This is a genomic window from Methanosarcina thermophila TM-1, from assembly GCF_000969885.1.
Taxonomy (GTDB): domain Archaea; phylum Halobacteriota; class Methanosarcinia; order Methanosarcinales; family Methanosarcinaceae; genus Methanosarcina; species Methanosarcina thermophila.
The window spans coordinates 2,358,947-2,376,252 of record NZ_CP009501.1; the positions used below are offsets into that span (position 1 = coordinate 2,358,947).

Annotated in this window: 17 protein-coding genes and 1 pseudogene; 3 read left to right on the forward strand and 15 right to left on the reverse strand. The window is 41.8% G+C overall.

Features of this window, described 5'->3' with window-relative positions; all coding sequences use genetic code 11:
• Positions 1-154 precede the first annotated feature (154 nt).
• From MSTHT_RS14105 to mtbA, 3 genes and pseudogenes are all read right to left on the reverse strand, one after another.
• Positions 155-1,531: pseudogene (locus tag MSTHT_RS14105) on the reverse strand (monomethylamine:corrinoid methyltransferase).
• 19 nt (positions 1,532-1,550) lie between these two features.
• Positions 1,551-2,204: a methyltransferase cognate corrinoid protein gene (locus tag MSTHT_RS10200; protein ID WP_048167688.1), complete on the reverse strand. Its 654-nt coding sequence runs from the start codon at positions 2,202-2,204 to the stop codon at positions 1,551-1,553.
• A gap of 908 nt (positions 2,205-3,112) precedes the next feature.
• The gene (gene mtbA / locus MSTHT_RS10205) at positions 3,113-4,132 is read right to left on the reverse strand and encodes a methylcobamide:CoM methyltransferase MtbA (protein WP_048167689.1); all 1,020 of its coding nucleotides are present in this window, start codon (positions 4,130-4,132) and stop codon (positions 3,113-3,115) included.
• A 450-nt stretch (positions 4,133-4,582) separates the two neighbouring features.
• Between mtbA and MSTHT_RS10210 the strand changes: the two genes are divergently transcribed.
• Both MSTHT_RS10210 and MSTHT_RS10215 read left to right on the forward strand, forming a co-directional pair.
• Positions 4,583-5,299: a class I SAM-dependent methyltransferase gene (locus MSTHT_RS10210; RefSeq protein ID WP_048167690.1), complete on the forward strand. Its 717-nt coding sequence runs from the start codon at positions 4,583-4,585 to the stop codon at positions 5,297-5,299.
• Positions 5,300-5,977: 678 nt separating this feature from the next.
• A complete protein-coding gene (locus MSTHT_RS10215; protein WP_048167691.1) occupies positions 5,978-7,600 on the forward strand; it encodes a methylamine methyltransferase corrinoid protein reductive activase in 1,623 nt (540 codons plus the stop codon).
• Positions 7,601-7,705: 105 nt separating this feature from the next.
• Here MSTHT_RS10215 and pylD read toward each other — a convergent pair whose 3' ends face one another.
• The 6 genes from pylD to MSTHT_RS14565 all read right to left on the reverse strand — a co-directional run bounded on the left by pylD (position 7,706) and on the right by MSTHT_RS14565 (position 12,885).
• Positions 7,706-8,485 carry a 3-methylornithyl-N6-L-lysine dehydrogenase PylD gene (gene pylD, locus MSTHT_RS10220; RefSeq protein ID WP_048167692.1) on the reverse strand — a complete coding sequence of 260 codons (780 nt, stop codon included), beginning with the start codon at positions 8,483-8,485 and terminating at the stop codon, positions 7,706-7,708.
• A gap of 103 nt (positions 8,486-8,588) precedes the next feature.
• Positions 8,589-9,680, reverse strand: coding sequence for a 3-methylornithine--L-lysine ligase PylC (gene pylC, locus MSTHT_RS10225; protein ID WP_181952222.1), 1,092 nt, complete (start codon positions 9,678-9,680; stop codon positions 8,589-8,591).
• Position 9,681: 1 nt separating this feature from the next.
• Entirely contained in the window at positions 9,682-10,734 is a 1,053-nt protein-coding gene (pylB, locus tag MSTHT_RS10230; RefSeq protein ID WP_048167694.1) for a methylornithine synthase PylB, read from the reverse strand.
• A 74-nt stretch (positions 10,735-10,808) separates the two neighbouring features.
• Positions 10,809-10,970, reverse strand: a complete 162-nt coding sequence (locus MSTHT_RS14560) for a hypothetical protein (protein WP_156149746.1) — start codon at positions 10,968-10,970, stop codon at positions 10,809-10,811.
• 83 nt (positions 10,971-11,053) lie between these two features.
• On the reverse strand, positions 11,054-12,313 hold the full coding sequence (gene pylS, locus MSTHT_RS10235) for a pyrrolysine--tRNA(Pyl) ligase (RefSeq protein ID WP_048167695.1): 1,260 nt from the start codon (positions 12,311-12,313) through the stop codon (positions 11,054-11,056).
• 431 nt (positions 12,314-12,744) lie between these two features.
• The gene (locus MSTHT_RS14565; RefSeq protein WP_156149747.1) at positions 12,745-12,885 is read right to left on the reverse strand and encodes a hypothetical protein; all 141 of its coding nucleotides are present in this window, start codon (positions 12,883-12,885) and stop codon (positions 12,745-12,747) included.
• A 237-nt stretch (positions 12,886-13,122) separates the two neighbouring features.
• Between MSTHT_RS14565 and MSTHT_RS10240 the strand changes: the two genes are divergently transcribed.
• The gene (locus MSTHT_RS10240) at positions 13,123-13,935 is read left to right on the forward strand and encodes a DUF1638 domain-containing protein (RefSeq protein WP_048167696.1); all 813 of its coding nucleotides are present in this window, start codon (positions 13,123-13,125) and stop codon (positions 13,933-13,935) included.
• A 147-nt stretch (positions 13,936-14,082) separates the two neighbouring features.
• Here the strand turns inward: MSTHT_RS10240 and MSTHT_RS10245 are convergent, their stop codons facing one another.
• The 6 genes from MSTHT_RS10245 to MSTHT_RS10260 all read right to left on the reverse strand — a co-directional run bounded on the left by MSTHT_RS10245 (position 14,083) and on the right by MSTHT_RS10260 (position 17,216).
• Complete coding sequence (locus MSTHT_RS10245) at positions 14,083-14,565, reverse strand: prenyltransferase/squalene oxidase repeat-containing protein (RefSeq protein WP_231588069.1); 483 nt, start codon at positions 14,563-14,565, stop codon at positions 14,083-14,085.
• A gap of 193 nt (positions 14,566-14,758) precedes the next feature.
• A complete protein-coding gene (locus MSTHT_RS14825) occupies positions 14,759-14,914 on the reverse strand; it encodes a hypothetical protein (protein WP_181952228.1) in 156 nt (51 codons plus the stop codon).
• A gap of 15 nt (positions 14,915-14,929) precedes the next feature.
• On the reverse strand, positions 14,930-15,427 hold the full coding sequence (locus MSTHT_RS10250) for a ferritin (RefSeq protein ID WP_048167697.1): 498 nt from the start codon (positions 15,425-15,427) through the stop codon (positions 14,930-14,932).
• Positions 15,428-15,649: 222 nt separating this feature from the next.
• The gene (locus MSTHT_RS10255; protein ID WP_310572485.1) at positions 15,650-16,207 is read right to left on the reverse strand and encodes a universal stress protein; all 558 of its coding nucleotides are present in this window, start codon (positions 16,205-16,207) and stop codon (positions 15,650-15,652) included.
• Positions 16,208-16,412: 205 nt separating this feature from the next.
• Positions 16,413-16,514 (reverse strand): hypothetical protein, encoded by a 102-nt coding sequence (locus MSTHT_RS15210; protein ID WP_231588070.1) that lies wholly within the window; start codon positions 16,512-16,514, stop codon positions 16,413-16,415.
• 207 nt (positions 16,515-16,721) lie between these two features.
• Positions 16,722-17,216: a universal stress protein gene (locus MSTHT_RS10260; protein ID WP_048167699.1), complete on the reverse strand. Its 495-nt coding sequence runs from the start codon at positions 17,214-17,216 to the stop codon at positions 16,722-16,724.
• Positions 17,217-17,306: the final 90 nt, after the last annotated feature.

Here is a 17,306-nt window from a genome sequence, read left to right on the forward strand (position 1 = left end):
TTTTTATATACGTTCCACTATGCGTGAAAAATTCCGCATAAATAGTGAAGTGGCTTTATAATTTTTTCGACTGACTTTTTTTTAAAAAAATCAGCCAGCGAGTCTTTCGCTGGCTTTGGTCCCATCAGTGTAAACTTCAATTTCAAATTTCAGCTCAGAATACAAGTCCGAGCTCTTCAAGCTTCTTTCTTGCTCCGTCGTAGACCTGTATGTACTCGTCAGTTGGAGTAGCTGTCTTTACGTCGTAGCATTCCTGGAAGGTCTTTCCTGCGGGTGCGCTTGCAAAGTTCTTCTCATAGAGAGCTACAAGCTTGTCAAGGATCTTGTTTACTTCAGAGATCTCAACACCAGCAGTTGCCCTTGCCACTTCACCCATCATCCTGGCTTCCATACCAGTGGTCTTGTCGGTTACGACACCTTTTGCAGATGCAACACCAGAGAGGATTTCCCTGCCTGATGCTGTGTCAGTTATGGACTGAGCTGCAGTCTCAAGCAGGCACATTTCTGTGCATGGACCTGCACATGGGTAGTACTGGTTACCAGAAAGTATGTCGGTAAACTCAGTGATGGTTGCACATGCCCAGCCTGCGATCATCAGGGTTTCCCTTGTGTTGGTCGAACCCCAGCGGATGTGGACAGGGCCGTCAAGGTGCCAGCTTGCGCTGCTCATAACAACAGAGTTGATGTGGGTTGCAACGTCAACTATTGTGGTTTCCTCAATGCCGCCTGCGTAGCCTCCGAAGATTGGCATCTGTTCGTCCATTATAATGTCGCTGTTCCCTTTGTAGTGGGCGATAACTGCAATTGCGTCAAGGTCGATCTTGAGCTCGTTGAGTTGCGAGACCTCGTGGCTGTCCGAGGAAATCATTCCGCCAGCACAGTCAGCGGAGATGTTTCCCTGAGCGGACAGGGAGGTCTCTGGGCCCTAGACACCCATGCCTGGACGGCCTGCCATTGCGCATGCCTGTTTAATCAGACGGGTTTCAGTCTTTGCAGCAAGAACTTCATACGGGCTCTTTGGAACAGGAGCTTTCCCACGCACTGAGGTCATTACACCGTTGACGATTGTGTCTACTTCCTTTTCAAGAGCATAGCTCAGGTGAACAGGTATGAAGACATCTTCAGAAATCGGAGAACCTGTAGGTCCACCCTGTATGATTGGCTTTCTCTTGTCACCAACGCTTCTCTTTCTTACATTTACTGCATCTCTACCTGTACCGAGTGTAAATTCCTTCTGCACATTGTTGATTGCATCCCAGATTTCGTCTTCAGTGTACTTTACAATTCTTTTTGTGTCGGTACAGTAGATACCGCATTCAAGCAGCATGTCAAAACCTGCGTGGAAGAGTTTTTCCATCATGTCCTTGTCTGTCGGGATAAACTCTCCCTTGAAGTCGAGACCATACTTCTGCTTGAGTTCCATCGCTTTCATAGGGACTCTCATAAGGTCCCATTCATCCTGGGTGCACTTCTCTCCTACTTTTGCTCTGTCATAGAAGTCAAAGCAATCAAATGATTTTTTGAATGTCATGCTTTTTTGCCTCCCAGGATTATTTCATAAGCTCAAGTGCTACTTTTGCAGCCTCGGCAGCGTTTTCTGCAGTTGCGTCCGCTCCAATCTCCTCAATCCATTTCTGGGATACAGGAGCTCCTCCGAACATGCACTTTACACTATCCCTGAGGTTTTCTTCCCTCAACTTGTCCATCAGATCTTTCTGACCGAGCATTGAGGTGGTCATGAGAGCAGAGCCAACAAGAATGACTTTTTCTCCCTTGTGCTTTGCTGCTTCTTCAACAACGGTCTCGTTAAGAACGTCAACTCCAAGGTCAAGGATTTTGAAACCATTTGCTCCGAGCATTGTGCTAACAAGCCTGTGTCCGATGTCGTGGATGTCTCCTTCAGCAACAAAAGTAATGGCAAGTCCTGTTTCTTCCCCTTCCTTCTTGTCCTTCTCAAGTTCAGGGGTAAGGATTTCCATTGCATTGTTCATTGCTTTTGCAGACATCATGATCTGAGGCAGAAATACTTCGGCTGCTTCAAACTTGTCACCGATAATCTTCATTCCAACAGAAAGACCCTTTGTAATAATGTCAATAGCTGGAATTCCTGCATCAAGGGCTTCCTGGGTTAACTGTTTAATGCCTGCGACGTCCTGGTTTACAATTGCATCGCGTAGCTTGTCAAACATCTCTTGGTTCGCCATTTTTTATAAACCTCCATTGAGACTAGCGGTTCTGTGCAGTATTGTTGGGCAGTACAATGTCATCGACATTTCGTAAAGATTTTATGTTTGAATACAAACCCAAGCTCCGCTAGCTAGAAAAGAGCATTTGCATGGGGTTCTCAATTTATGGTCAAATCCTTGCAGCCTTACATTCTTCAGCCATTAGGCGCAAGGAAATGCTTTAAATCTCCGAATTGTCTACAACTGAAATTATTCACAATCATATGCCATTTTATCCGAATGTGTTCGGAATTTCTGTGAATAATTTCTTTCTCTGACATTGTTACTAAGGAGTTTATTTGCCGGGAATTGCAAATTCCCAGTCAAATTAGGAGATTATATTCCAAATTACCCAACGATTTACCTGCTGGAACTGCCTGGGATAGTTCTGAACATTCAGATTCAATCCCAAGTTCAGATTGAAAATTATAGTATATAAATGAATACTATATTTATCGAGAGTAAATCACTGTAAAAAGTTCTAAATGAGAAAAATCGGAAATTTTTACTCAAAGAATCTTGGTTTTTTTCCTAATTTTTTCCTAATAATCCCAGATCAGGGCGTAAGAACAAAAAATTTAAATATTAGAGTTCCAAGCTACAGCGATTTATTTCAATATGTACAAGCCCTAACTTTAAAATTCAGGTTCTTCAAATCTTTCTAAAAGGAAATCTTTAAGTAGCAGATTTGACGTGGGCGACAGAATATGTGTTTTCCCTGAAAATACAGAATTGACGAGTAAGAGCAAGTTAGACACGAAACAGCTTTCGAAAAGCTGTTAAAAAAATGAGACCGGCTTTAAAGCCGGTAGCTTATTTCTCTCAATCAAGTACATTCTCAGTATCCAATATATTTCTCAGTATCCTGGATCTGTTCAGCAATATCTTCAGTACTTGTGGCTTTTTGCGCACTCGACCATTTTCTGGAGGTTGGCAGTTGGAGTCATGCTGACAATTCCGCAGCCAACTGTAAGCAGCCCGACACCTGCGTCGAGTGCTTTCTTTGAGGCTTCGGCGACATCTTCAGGAGTTCCATTCCAGAGTACGGCTACAGGATCAATATTGCCTACAATAATTGCGTTCTCAACGCTGCCGACTGCGGTCTTGATGTCTACTCTCTGGTCTACGCTGATTCCGTTTACGCCGGTCTTATCCATAATCCCAAGACCCTTGGTTGTGTCTCCGCAAATGTGGAGAACTGTAGCCACATCGAGTTCTTTCATTGCGTCAACTATCTTCTTCTGATAGGGCAGGGCATACTTCTCGTAGAACTCTCCACCGATAAGCTCATAGCTTGCGGTCGGGTCAATAATGACTATAGTATCTGCGCCATTTTCAACCATTGCTTTTGCATATGCTACGTTGAAGTCCGAGCAGAACTCCAGGAGTGCAGGGACAATTTCTTCCCCTGTGAACAGATTGGTAAACCAGGCATCTCCATTGATGTGCTGGGCAAGAGAGAAGGGACCAATCATGGATCCTATTATAGGGAGTTCTTTTCCGTATTTGTCAGAAAGGATCTTGATAGCTTCAAGGATTACTCCAACTCTGCCTTCTTTCAGGCTGTAATTCCTTATCTTATCCAGATCTTCCATATTGTTGACACTGTGTTTGATTACAGAAGGCTGCTGTTTCTGATCTCCGGCTTTAATCCCACAGCCAAAAAGTTCAGCTTCAGCTGTGATGTCAAAGGGAACTCTGACAGCTTCAAAACCTATTACAGTGTGCCCTGCTTCCGCAAGAGTTGCCATTTTTTCTGCGTCGGAATGAGCTTCTGGCCAGTAGGCTCCGCAAGCTTCCATCTGTTCAACAGTTGCAGTCTGAGTGAAACAGACAGCTGGCATTCTGTCAATCGGCTGTTTCCTTAATGCACGGTATAATCTTTCTTTTGGGGTGTGTTCTGTCATCTATAAACCCTCTCTAAGTTTATAAACGGAATTAATTTCAAAAATCCCTAGTATAAATAGATATGTATTATTATTCTTTAATAAAAGGACACATTATAAAAAATACTAATTAAATAATCGAGATTAGCTGAAAATTTCTTTAAAACAAGTAAACTTGTTTTGTTCTCAACTGCTGGACAAAAAGCTTAAAATATGTGATAGTTTCCTACTTTGATTCTTGTTTTTTGATTCTTGTTTTTTGATTCCTGGGGACTAAAATTAATTACTGTTTGCGATTAAAGAGCGCAAAAGGAACATTCTTTCTATTTTCAAATTCAACAAGTGAAACATCTCCGAATAGGATTGATAGCATGTTTTTCTCCTCTCAGCAAAATTTTTTGTAATTGGTAAAAGAATAAGGTAATTTGTCACAAACTAAGGTAACGAGCTATATATTAAGAAGGAACCGATATGCCCCAGAATCCAGGATGGTATTATAATGAATTCAAACAAATTGGAGTAGATTATACCGATCTCAAAGAGGTAGAGACTTACGATTTAAATATGCAAAAACTGAGAGACATTGAAAACGAGGCTAAAGGAATTTTGGAACTTCTCAAAATAAAGAATATGGATCTGGTTCTTGAGATTGGAACCGGAACCGGGGAACTGGCGCTCAAGCTTTCAGGACACTGCAAAAAAGTTGTGGCTATTGATGTTTCGAGGACTATGATCTATTTTGCAAAAACTAAGGCTGAAAGCCAGAAGAAAACGAATATAGAATTTCATAATGCCGGTTTTTTAACATATGAAAATCATGATGAACCGTTTGATGCAGTTGTCACTCAGTTAGCTTTACATCATCTTCCAGACTACTGGAAGATGATAGCTCTGAAAAAAATCTACGGAATGTTGAAAGGAGGGGGAAGACTCTATTTGCGTGATGTCGTATTCCCTTCACTGATTCTGGATTATGAAGACTTCTTCAGTAAAATCATAACTGATCTGAAGGGATCCCTTGGGGACAAGTTTGCTAAAGAAATGGAAATCCACATAAGAGAAGAATTTTCAACGCTGGATTGGATTATGGAAGGTCTTCTAAAAAATGCGGGATTTTGTATTGAATTTGCTAAATATGATGGTCTTATGGCAAGCTACCTCTGTAAAAAATTAACGAGTATAGATTGAAGAATTCTTAAGAATAAAAGATTTGACAAATTACAGTAATTTGATAACAAGCCATCTATATTCTCTAACCATTAGTAAGTGTTTGATAGGAGTATTAGTAATAGTTTATATATCTCAAGTTTATATAATTCATAAGTTCTAAAATTGTCATTATTCTTTTCCGCATTATATCGAATTCGGAATTACATAATATTAAAAAATGACAGTTTCAGTATTAGAAAATGACAGTTTCTGCCAATAAATTGGCAGGCAGGTACAGTATTTCAATCGAGGCTATACTGCCATGGAACCCCCAATTTATCGGTACTCGCTTTCACCGCTGCAAATTTTATCGAACTTCTCTACAAAACCCTATACTTAGGTTCAGAGCAAAGTCTGATTGACCTTTGCAGTATTTTCCAACTTTTAAAACAGGGAACTGACAATAAAGTACAGGTTTACAAGCTCAAAAAACGTCATCAGTGGATGCATCCTAAAAGGGTTGACGAATTCGCCCTACCACTTCGTTGGTGAGAATTCTCCTTCACTCTTCTAAAAATAACGAAACTAAATTATTAAACTAAAATTACAAGATTACACCAAATCAAAATTAAGAAATTGAAACCATATTCCATTCTTTATGGGGCTGTTATATGTTGCCTGATGCCCCACAATTTTGTATCCCGGAGGATCTGAAAAATGTATGGAATAGCCCTTGATCTGGGTACCAGCGGCTTTAGAGCCCAGCTTATCGACCTTGAAACGAAAGAAACACTAAAAACGGTAATAACCATGGGACACCCCCTTCCAGGGGGAAATGTTATGGACCACCTGGACTTTGCAATTACAACAGGCGAAGACGTGGCTCATGCGGTAATTCTTGAAACTATCAGAAGGATGTTTCGGAAATTCGATGTTGACCTTTCTAAGGTAGAACGGCTGGCAGTATGTGGAAATCCTATTCAGTTATCCCTTTTCCAGAATATGGAAATAAGGGATCTGGCTTATGCAGGTGAAAATAAGCAAAAAAAGCTTGGAGTACAAAATGTAAAAAGAGACGCCCGTATTTTTCCTGCTTCTGAGATTTTTGTAGAAAAAGACCTGCCCAATTGTGAGATTATTGTGCCTCCTGCAATTAAACATGAGATTGGAGCTGACGCCCTGGCAATGATGCTTGAGACCGACTTCCTTATTCAGCCCGAAATCTCACTTGTTACGGATTACGGGACGAATGCTGAAATGGCTCTTAAAATCGGGGACAGAATTATCACAGCAAGTGCGGCAGCCGGGCCTGCAATTGAAGGACAGGGAATAAGCTCAGGCATGCTCGCAAGCCCTGGCGCGATATGTGACGTAAAACCCGAAGGTGAGTACTGGAGAATTATGGTTCTTGACAGGGGAATGGAAAAGAAGAATGCTTACATTATCCACCCGGTTACAGGGGAAATAAAAGAATCTTTCGGCTACGAGGCTGCAGGGATTACGGGTACAGGCGTTATATCGGCATTTGCGCTTGCGCTGAAAAGCGGGCTTATGGAAAAACCTCCTAAACTCCCGAATGGAAAACTGATTCTTGGCCCAGGAATTGAGATCACTGAAAAAGATGTGGAGGAAGCCGGAAAAGCTATAGGGGCGATCCGTGCTGCTCATCTGACCATGATCGTTGAGTCCGGGATTAAGTACGAAGATCTTGAGTATGCGTATATGTCAGGAGCTTCGGGAACCTATGTGGATGCTGAGGATGCCCGCAGACTTGGAGCTGCCCCAGGTTATGCAAAGAGAATTGTCCAGTTCGGAAATACCTCGCTTGCACTTGCACGGGAACTTGTGCTGGATAAGTCCAGACTGGATGATATAATCAGCATTGCAAGAAAAATTACTGCCAATCATCTCATGATGGCAACTAGCGAGACCTTCAACAACTTCTATCTCTGCGAACTTTCCTACTGGACCATGGGAATGCCCCTTGAGATGTACAATGAGATGCTTGAACTCTACGGTCTGCCTCCTCTTCCAAAAATTCTCGAACACGTAAGCATCGAAAAGCGGGTTAGCAAAGACATCGAACAGGTAGGATCAGGAGGGCTTACCATTCTCAAAGAAATAGGCATAATCCTTGAAGTCCCTGTGGAAAAATGCATCCATTGTAAAAAATGCGTACAAGAATGCCCTGAAGCCGCTCTTGAAATCCTCGAAATCGACAATAAAAGGGTCGCAAAATATGACAGCCAGAAATGCCTGGGTACAAGCTGCCGCCGCTGTGTCGCTGTCTGCCCCGAGAGTGCCATCGACTTAACAAAACTCAAAATCACAGCAAAATAAACACGGTAGGTATTAAATTCCCACCAATTTTCTTTTATTCTTGCCTTTCCTTCACTCGGCTCTGCCTGAATACAATTTCTGTCCTCCTGGGACGGGATTCAGTTGTCACAGCACAGAATACAACATCGATGCAGTTCCTATTCCCAGGGGCTCCATTACAAGTTGTACATTGTATTTCAGTCGAAGCTCTTCTGAGATTGCACAGGGAATTCCAGGGGTGGAAAGCACACAATTTTCTGAGAGTAAAGTTTCAGGGATCGTGTTTGCACATGGGGTCGCCTCAAAAATAGTGGAAAACCTTTTTGGGCTTTCAATGTCGAAAGGAATAATTCCAAGGCTTGAAACCGCTCGCTTCAGGAGGGTTTTATCAGTATCATACCCATATACCCTGAAACCTTTGTGCACAAGGTGTACTGCTCCGGGGAAACCTACCTTCCCGAGCCCCACAACCAGTACATCCTTTGAATCGGTTTTCTGATTCCTGGAAGCGATTTCAGCATAGATTATGCCTGTAGAGGGCTGGTTGTTGGCTATTTTTCCGTTTTTCAGGTTATGCGCAAGAAAGGTGTGATCATCTGCCATCAGGATAATATCGGCTCCGCTTCGAACGGCTTCATAATAGCCGCTAACATCTGACATGTCCGTAACAAAACTGTCAAATCCGAAGTACTGCGTAATTGCATGCAGGGAAGCCGAAAAATTTTTTATTATGCCGTTTCCTGCGGTTACAGGCACGATACCGATTTTTTCAGAATTCGGAGAGGTGCCGTAGAGGGTTTTGCAGATGCCTTTTATGTCAAGTCCGGTTACTCTCCGTACAATAGAATCAGCTTCCTGAAGTTGTTTGTTAATATCTCTCAGATCGTCTGGGGTTAAGAGTGCCATTTTATCTCCATTTCCTGTTTTTAGAAAAACATAATTTCCTTTCTCTTTTCAGTTTTTTAACTTCCTTTCGAATTTTTCCTTTCCGGCATCCTTCTTTATTCCATTATGCAGCCGCTCCAAAGCGTTCCTTGATAATGGAAAGTCCTCTGCATTTTAGTGTCTCGGCTTCTTCCTTATCCTTGCCCCAGAAAACCAGAGTGAATACCGGGTTCTTCCCTTTGCACAGGAAAATCTCGATGCCGGGTTCCTCATAGAAATTCCCGTAATCGCTGCCCATGGAAAGTACCTGTTCCCCCACAGGAACAAGAACTCTGTTCTCATCGAGCATAAGGTGCTCGTAAATGCAGTAATTATCTTTTGGGAGAACCCTAATCTCCTCTATACCATCAGTAAAGGCTCGGAAAAGAAGCTCTATCAGGTTAATCCCTGAAGAGTGGTAAACGGCTGTCGGGGTCTGGCTTGGGAAGCGGGCATCGATCTCAATTACCCTGAGCCCTTTAGGGCTGGAGATTGCTTCCACATCCATAATCCCTTTGAGGGAAAGATTTGCTGCAAGAACATGGGAAATCTGCCTGAAGGAAGGGTCAGAAGGAAGAGAAGTTACCATATGACAATCGTAAGTTTCGTCGATATGGACCTGAGTCTCTTTTACTACGGCAAAATTATTTCCATCCCCTACAACTTCAAGGGAGACAACCTCACCTTCAACGTATTCCTCAACCAGCATGCCGGGTTCAAGGGCTGCAAGTTCTTTTTTATCATAAATTATCCTTGCTCCGACACTGCTGCTTTCGCAGGGTGGTTTTACAAAAAAAGGTGGTTCTGAGGGGTTGTCCTGTGGCGTCGGGATTCCTATGGATTTAAAGTAATCTTTTGATCTTTTCTTGTCTCTGCTGATCCGGTAAGCTTCAAAATCAAAAAGAACCGGGCAAGAGAATTTTTCTTTTATATGACTTAGAAATTCAATGCAGGCGAAATTTTCGTTGACAGGAAGCAAAGCGTCAACTCTTTTTAAGAGGGTTAAAAGTTTTTCGTGCTCCTTTACTACATCAAAGCAATAAAATTCATCCACATAATTTCGAATCAAAGCCTGTGGATTTTTATCTACTAGAACAACTTTCATTCCAGCTTTCTTAGACAGATATGCAGCTTCGAAGCCCTGGAGTTTCCCTCCTATAAGGCAGATCGTTTTCAAGCTAGCACCCCAGGATTGCCTCAAAGTCCGCCTGCCTGGCAGGTTCCATACCAATGGATTCAAGTTTCTGGATAACGCTTTTTATGTCCCGGTCCCGCTCTTTAAGGTTGCGGTCATAGTTTGCAACGCCTTCCAGTCTGGAATCCGGCGGAAGAATGGAAGTAACGATATTTGCCCCTGCGTTTAAGCGTTGAACCATGCCTTCAATACCTTCTATGTCAAGGGAGGCAGGGATGAGGCGTTTTGGGAACAATAATCTAAGTACTGATATAATTTTCAGTTCCGAGAGGTTCGATTTATCCTTGAAACCCTCAAGTGGAGTTCCTTTCTGGGGCAAGAAGGTCATAACCCGTACCATATCTGGATTGTTGGCACCCATCCCTCTTAAGGACAGGATGGTAGACTCGATATCATTTCCAACGCCTGTGAGAATTCCATCTTCAATACAGTATCCCTGTTCTTTAGCAAAAAGGCGTGCATGGATACGTCCATCGAATGACTGTCCTACCCTGAGTTTTCTATAGAGTTCGATATCATATGTTTCCTGGTAAAGTGCCAGGAAGTTTGCTCCTTTTTCCCTGGCTTTGAGAAGAGTGTTATTATCCATCAGGCCCGGAGAAATCATTATGGGAAGCCCTAGTTCCTCTTTTACTATCTGGATAAGCTCAATGAACCTATCAGGATCCTCATAATAATAGGGATCTTCCCCCATGGTTAGGTCAACCATATGAAAGCCTGCTCCTTTCAGGGCTTTGCAGGTTTCTTTTATCTCTTCTTTGGTTAACCGATAACGATTGATCTCGTTTTTACAGTTATAGTAGCAAAAAGAGCATTGATTCTTACAATAAGTGGAAAAATAGATGAAACAATTAAGAAATACTCTGTTGCCGAAATAAAAATCTCTGACTACCCGTGCTGCGGAATAAATTTTTTCCAGTTCTTCTTCGGATTCAATGGAAAGCAGAGTCCTCAGGTCATCGTCAGATAATTGGTAACCTTCAATGATTTTTTCTCCTAGCCTGTCAAATAAATTAGTTGCCATTTTCTGGATCAAAATTTCACCCTCTCATAAATATCCAATATTCATTTCGACAAACTCGGTGTCGAGCTGCCATTCAGTATTGTTCCTTAACCCGTTTTTCTATTCATGTTGCCATTTTTGTTTTTGTTGTCCGATATGCCATTTTGTTTTTTTGATCGGTGTTGCCATTTTGTTTTGTGATCCTGATAATCATCCCATTTTCTGCCGTTCGATGCTGCAATTCTATTTTTGCCATTTAGTATTGCCATTTGTTCCTTTCTTAAGGAACAGCGCTCTAATATCTCTGATCTGCCTTTAATTGTTCCAGGCTGGTTTCAACTGGAGTTCAAGCTTAGAGGCTGGTCGAAATTCCGTTATAGTAAGATTCGGATCTTGCAGCTCTCTTAATGTTTTTAAAGCCGTGCATAACCTTGAGCAAGCGTTCAAGCCCAAAACCTGCACCTATCCAGGGTTTGTCAATGCCCCATTCCCTATCGAGAGGAACTGGACCGACGACTGCCGACGAAAGTTCCAGATCCCCGTACATTACATCAAGGGTGTCCCCATAGACCATACAGGAATCCCCTACGATCTCGAAATCGATTCCCAGGTAATCCAGAAATTCCCTTATCAAAGCCTCAAGATTTTCCCGGGTACTACCTGAGCCCATCTGACAGAAATTCAGCATTGTGAATTCTTCGAGATGCTCTTTGCCGTCAGATTCCTTCCGGTAACAGGGACCAATTTCAAAAATCTTTATCGGATCAGGCAGAACCCTATCAAGTTTCCGAAGATAATTATAGAGATTCGGGGCAAGCATTGGTCTCAAGCAGAGATTTTTATCTACCCTGAAAACCTGCTTTGAAAGTTCACTGTCGCTATCAATGCCCATTCTCTCGACATACTCTGCTGGAATAAGGATAGGAGACTTGATCTCTAGAAAACCCCTGTCCACGAAAAATTTCGTAATATCGCGTTCGAGTTTTCCAAGATAATTTTCCCGTTCATAGGCATAGATTCGCTGCAAATCTCCCTTTCTTCTTTCCAGCAGTTCGGACTCAAGTTCCCTGAAAGGCTTTGCCGCATCCAGAGAAATTTTGTCTTCAGGACTCAGGAGGGCTTCAATCCTGTCAAGCTGGCTCCGCGTAAGTGCAGGAGCAGGTGTTGATGTAGAAGAAGATGAATTTGGAGCTGATTTTGCATGTACCGATACAGATCCAGATTTATTCGCCGAGGTCTGTGCAGATACAGAAGTTTCCAGAGGTTTTGGAGCCCTTGAGACCGATTTTGGCATGGCTTTTTTTACCTTCGGAGTAGAAATCACCTTAACTTTCACACTTGTACTGTTTTCGGCTGGTTTTGTGAGGAAATTGCTGATATCTTCATCCGAAACCTTACAGTGCTTGCAGGTTTTCCTGTACTTGTGATGCCTGAATGCTCGGGCTGTTCGGCTGTTCCTTGAATTATTTACAACAAGTCGGTCTCCGCACGCCATTTCAATATAGATTTTCCTTTTTGAGACTTCGTGATGCTTGATCTTGTGGAGTGTGCCAGTTCTGGACATCCAGAGCCCGGTCGCAGATATTAGAACATCTAATGGTTTTTTATCCATAGTGTCACCCCTGGTGAATTAAAAGCCCGGATGATCTCCAAGAAATAGTATTTCAGAATCCCGGCTTACTGAATAAGCACGGAGCAGTAATTTGCTAACAGCTACCCGGAAATAAAAGCGGTTCCGTGAAGAAGAAACAATTTATAGGCTCTGGGGAAAAAATCTCCAGATTCATAAAATATTTCAGTGGAATGTCACATTACCATTCCGGGATTCAGAAATATGGCGGAAACCCCGGGAATCTAACCCGGCTGAACGGATTTAGAGTCCATTCGATCTACATGATCAGGTTTCCTCCTAGATAAAATAAGTTTAACAAAGCGTTTTGCTTCCTGTTATAGTTATCTTATTATCTTAATCAGTATTATAAAATAATATTGTCTAATATATATGTTTATTGGTGAAATCCCAGAGGAATTCACAATTCTTATTTATAGTTGTCGCACTCCCGTATCCTGTTTCGCCTGAGTCTCGTCTCGCCCGAATTGCGCTTCGGGATCACAGAAAATCTTCGATTTTCTGGGAGTTGCACTGCAAGTGCAACAGCACGCTGCCCTTTTCGCTTCGCTCAAGAGGGCTTAATTTACGGGATAGATTTTTACTTATTTTTAAGTCCCCGTAAGCCTTTTCACTAGCTCTTCAAAAAAAGCTTGAGCGCAAACTTTTTAGAAAAAAAGTTTGATCAAAAACCATACTTTAACTAAAACGACGTGGTCAGGCGGCGCAGCGGTTTTGATTTTATAATATCATAGCCTTGATCAATTCATTGCTCAAAAAACAGGTAACATAATTTCTGAGGAGATATTCCAATGTCTACTATGAGTATTATTTCATGCAAGATACTGCAGGACGAAATTGTCTGGATTCTTGAAAATGATTCTTCTATTGATGAAATTATTATAGTTGATAATAAAAATATTCAGGAGTTTATTGAAAAACTGGATAAAGCGGGTCTTCAGTATAAAGTACTCTCTCTGGAAGATATCTCCTCTTTTCCTGAAATCAAGAATGAATGTAAGAAATATAGAATTTTGATACATCTCATGGAGTTGGGTCTTCATAGAAGCCCTAAAGAGTTAAAAATTAAGGTATATGAAACTATAGAGATCCTTGCTCCTTTTTCGTCGGGGATATTGCTTTTTTACGGTCTATGTGGGAATGTACTTGGGAACGTTGAAAAAGACTTTGAACATAGTTCAATCTCATGTCCGGTCCGTATTCTTAAAGACAAAGATCACAGGATTGTGGATGACTGCATAGGGGCTACTGTGGGAGGAGTCAAGAATTATCTAAGGATACTCAAAAGTGTCAGTGATGCTGGAACATACCTCTTTACTCCCATGTACAGCAAGGGATGGAGGGAACTGCTTGACCTGAATAAGCTAAATAAAGATCCTGCTAAAGCATTGGAATTAATGAAAAAGACCCATGAAATGCTTGGTTACAAAAGAGTTGCTAAGATTAATACTGGGCTCAAATACACTGAAAATTTCGACGCTTCTATTCGGGAATTTGCAGAATTGTTTGATTTCGAGATTCTGGAATTCGATGAGGGGGATCAAGAAATTTTTAAAGATTGTTATAAAGAACTTAAAATGGAGATTGAGAATAAAAAATGTTGAGACTTTTGTATTTTAAATACACGGTGAATGGATGGATAACGATACTTCTGATCTCAATGAAGATCTCTTGAAAAACATAACAGCTGGTGGGTGCGCTGAAAATAAATGAAAGGAAATAACAAAATAAGGAAGACAAATTTTTCCTTTTCAAGTCTTATTATAAAGCCCCAGGGTGCTTAGAGTCAGTGCAGTAGCGTTTACATCGTCGGTCTGATTTCCCCAAGAACCATTTTCGTGGACATTTTTAAGGAGCCAGCGGATCGAGGGTTCAAGTTCATCTTTAAAGCCTGTGAGGAGCAGAGCCTGAATTGCCAGATTGCTTGTGGAGATGTATTGCCAGCCGCCATCGTTTGCTCTTTTTGAAAGGATCCATTCTGCTCTTTCCCGGATAAAAGTCTCAAAGTCTTTGCTTTTTGCCAGATTATCCTGTTTTTTAAGAGCAGTAATGAGGAGAGATGTTGTGCCTACCTGTTCCCAGGAAGGGCAATAGTGCTCATATAGCCAGTTGCACCCGTCTCTGTCCTGAGTTCCAGTATCTGCAAGAGCTGCAAGGGCATAGGATGTATCATAAACATCCTTGTTCCAGGAATTTTTTCTTTTTCTGGCAAGCAGCCATTTTACTGAGGACATAAACACAATTCCTTCCATTGAAAGGGCTGAGCACGCTCTTGCAGTATCTCTTATTGAAAAGCTCCAGGAACCATCGTTTTCCTATTCAATAATCAGACGGATTATGTAAGGATTGGGAAGCCCCCAGAGAGCGTGTGCGGATAAAGTACTTGAAAGTTCTTTAACTGAATCAATTTTTTGGGCAGAAAGCCATTCAAAGCTTTTTTTCACGATATTGAGTTCCAGGTTGCTTAACATTTATCTGTGCTTTTCGGGCTCCATCTATTAAAACTTGACCGAACACCTTGATGAAAGATTTATTCTCTTCTGCAATTGCTTTTCTGGAAATCGGGGATTCTTTTCCCCTCACTTTTTCTCTTACAGGTTATCTCAGAGCAGGTCTTTTTGCCAGTTCCTGATCAACTGAGGAAATTACATATTCATTTTTATCAATGCCCCTCAGTTTGGCAATAATTTCTTTAACGTTTTCTTCCTCTTCTTCCTGCTCTTTAACGTACCACTGCAGAAATGAAGCCGTAGTCCCATCCTGTTCAGCATTAGCAAGCTCTACCAGTTCATTGATTGAGCGAGTGATAAACTGTTCATGCTCCAGCACCTGATGGAACATTTCCACAGCTGTTCCGAATCCCGCTGGTGGCTCTTTGATCTCCTTCAGCTTAATTTTCCCATCCTGATTGTTTATATAATCAAAAAGCCTCATTGCGTGCATATATTCCTCTTCTGCCTGGACTCTGAACCAGTGAGCGAAACCCGGAAGCCCTACCGATGAACTATATGCTGACATAGCAAGGTAGAGATAAGACGAATACATTTCTTTATTGATCTGCTCATTCAGGGCTTCCTGTATCTTCTCCTTCAACATTGATTTTCCCCCATTCTTAAATTCGCCCACTGGCAGATATATTCTACTATTCCTTTTCCAGAGTCTGTTATTCCCTTTCCAGAGGCTGTTTGATGCACAACCACTATTTTTTGGTTAAGCTTTTTTCCAAAAAGATTATTTCGAAGCTCAAATCTTCCCTATAAAGTTTCTTTTTATAAGTTCCCTTCTTGATCCAGCTTTCTTATCTTGAACTTGATTTTTTCACGGCGTCTCCTCACGAGCGGCACTGGTCGGGATTTTTTCACTCTCCTTGCTATAACTGAAGAAACTCTCAGGTTTAATCCTCTCACGTGCGACAAGTACCGGGATTTTTGAGTGCCTCACAACCTTTTCGGATACGCTTCCAAGCATGAAACGTTTAATCCCGCTTTTCCCAGTAGAACCCATAACAATCATGTCAACTTTCTGGTTCTCTGCAAAATCCAGAATTTTTTCAGCAGGATTTCCTTTAAGGATTATGGGAGCAGCTTCTACTCCTGCAGCTTTTGCATTCCTTTCTATACAACATATTGCTTCACGGCCAACTCTCTCAAGCTCTGCACAGGCATTTTTTACCCACGAGTCATCCATCAAAATTGAACCAAAAGGAGTTAAATCGATAACGTATAAGGCATAAATTTTCGCCCCACTCAACTTTGCAATCTCTACCCCGAGATCCGCTACGTTTTCACAGGCTTTTGAGCCGTCAGTAGCGATGAGGATTCTCTTTTGAGGCTCAGATTCAAGTTCACTGCTCTCCTCTATACCTAACCCCCCAATATTCTAAGTTTATTATTGAGCTGATACCAGAATCTATTTATTGTATTCAGATTCCGTATTTTCGTGCTTCATACGTGGTTTCCCATGCACGGCAAGAACCGGAATTTTTGCATTTCTCACTGCTTCTTCGAATACACCTCTAGGCAGGAAACATTCAAAAATCGTTTTTCCCGAGTTAGCCCACAACAATCATATTCACAGCCTGTTATTCTGCAAAATCAAGAATCTCCCTTACTGAAGGATAACTACTGGTATCAATAATATGCAAAGCATAGATCTTTTCCTGATTTAGCCTTGCAATTTCCATCCCTGCGCTTATTGCCTGTATGCCATTCTCTGAGCCGTCAGTAGCAATAAGATCTTTCTGTACAGCCTCTCTCTATACCCTCTCTTCTCCCCACTTACTCTTTTAAAGCTGATTAATTTTAACGAGCTGATTCTGTAGGCAAGAGCTCTACTCAGAATCAGCTGTTTTATTTATCCTCTCACAGGGCTTATTATGCCCATAATGGGATTATGCCTGTATCAACTTCTTCTCACTTTTGTGCCTTTCCCGGACAACCAGCACAGGAACTTTCGCGTGCCTTACGACTTTTTCGGACACACTTCCAAGTACGATTCTTTCATATCCTCCTTTCCCAAGTGACCCCACTACAATCATATCGATATTATTGTCTTCTGCAAAAGACATAATCTTTTCTGCCGGGTTCCCCCTTAGTACCCTGGTTTCAACCTCCACTCCCGCAGCTTTTCCAATTTTCTCTACATAAGAGGTTGCTTCTTGCCCGGCTTTCTCGAATTCGTCAAGTGTTTCTTTTGACCATATCTTATCCAGCGAAATTGACCGATAGGGTGTCGTGTCGATGACATACACGGCGTACACTTTTGCCCCACTGCACCCAAACATTTCCATTGCAAAATCAGCGGCTTCATTTGCGGTCTCTGAGCCATCTGTAGCGATCAATATCTTTCTTGGAGTACTAGATACGACATTAATGTTTCCTTCCATAACTACCCCTCATTTTCTATTTCATTATCTCTTGATTGTGCTCCCGTATTCTGGATTTCCATCCTTTCTACAGGTCTGTGTTCTTCCAGT

Excerpts from the sequence above, each read along its gene's own strand:
- MSTHT_RS10200 (WP_048167688.1), bottom strand. The coding sequence starts at position 2,204 with ATGGCGAACCAAGAGATGTTTGACAAGCTACGCGATGCAATTGTAAAC.
- MSTHT_RS10250 (WP_048167697.1), bottom strand. The coding sequence starts at position 15,427 with ATGTTGAAGGAGAAGATACAGGAAGCCCTGAATGAGCAGATCAATAAA.
- MSTHT_RS10215 (WP_048167691.1), top strand. The coding sequence starts at position 5,978 with ATGTATGGAATAGCCCTTGATCTGGGTACCAGCGGCTTTAGAGCCCAG.
- MSTHT_RS14560 (WP_156149746.1), bottom strand. The coding sequence starts at position 10,970 with ATGGCAATACTAAATGGCAAAAATAGAATTGCAGCATCGAACGGCAGA.
- MSTHT_RS10260 (WP_048167699.1), bottom strand. The coding sequence starts at position 17,216 with ATGGAAGGAAACATTAATGTCGTATCTAGTACTCCAAGAAAGATATTG.
- MSTHT_RS15210 (WP_231588070.1), bottom strand. The coding sequence starts at position 16,514 with ATGGAAATTGCAAGGCTAAATCAGGAAAAGATCTATGCTTTGCATATT.
- pylD (WP_048167692.1), bottom strand. The coding sequence starts at position 8,485 with ATGGCACTCTTAACCCCAGACGATCTGAGAGATATTAACAAACAACTT.
- MSTHT_RS10245 (WP_231588069.1), bottom strand. The coding sequence starts at position 14,565 with ATGTCCTCAGTAAAATGGCTGCTTGCCAGAAAAAGAAAAAATTCCTGG.
- MSTHT_RS10240 (WP_048167696.1), top strand. The coding sequence starts at position 13,123 with ATGTCTACTATGAGTATTATTTCATGCAAGATACTGCAGGACGAAATT.
- pylS (WP_048167695.1), bottom strand. The coding sequence starts at position 12,313 with ATGGATAAAAAACCATTAGATGTTCTAATATCTGCGACCGGGCTCTGG.
- MSTHT_RS10210 (WP_048167690.1), top strand. The coding sequence starts at position 4,583 with ATGCCCCAGAATCCAGGATGGTATTATAATGAATTCAAACAAATTGGA.
- mtbA (WP_048167689.1), bottom strand. The coding sequence starts at position 4,132 with ATGACAGAACACACCCCAAAAGAAAGATTATACCGTGCATTAAGGAAA.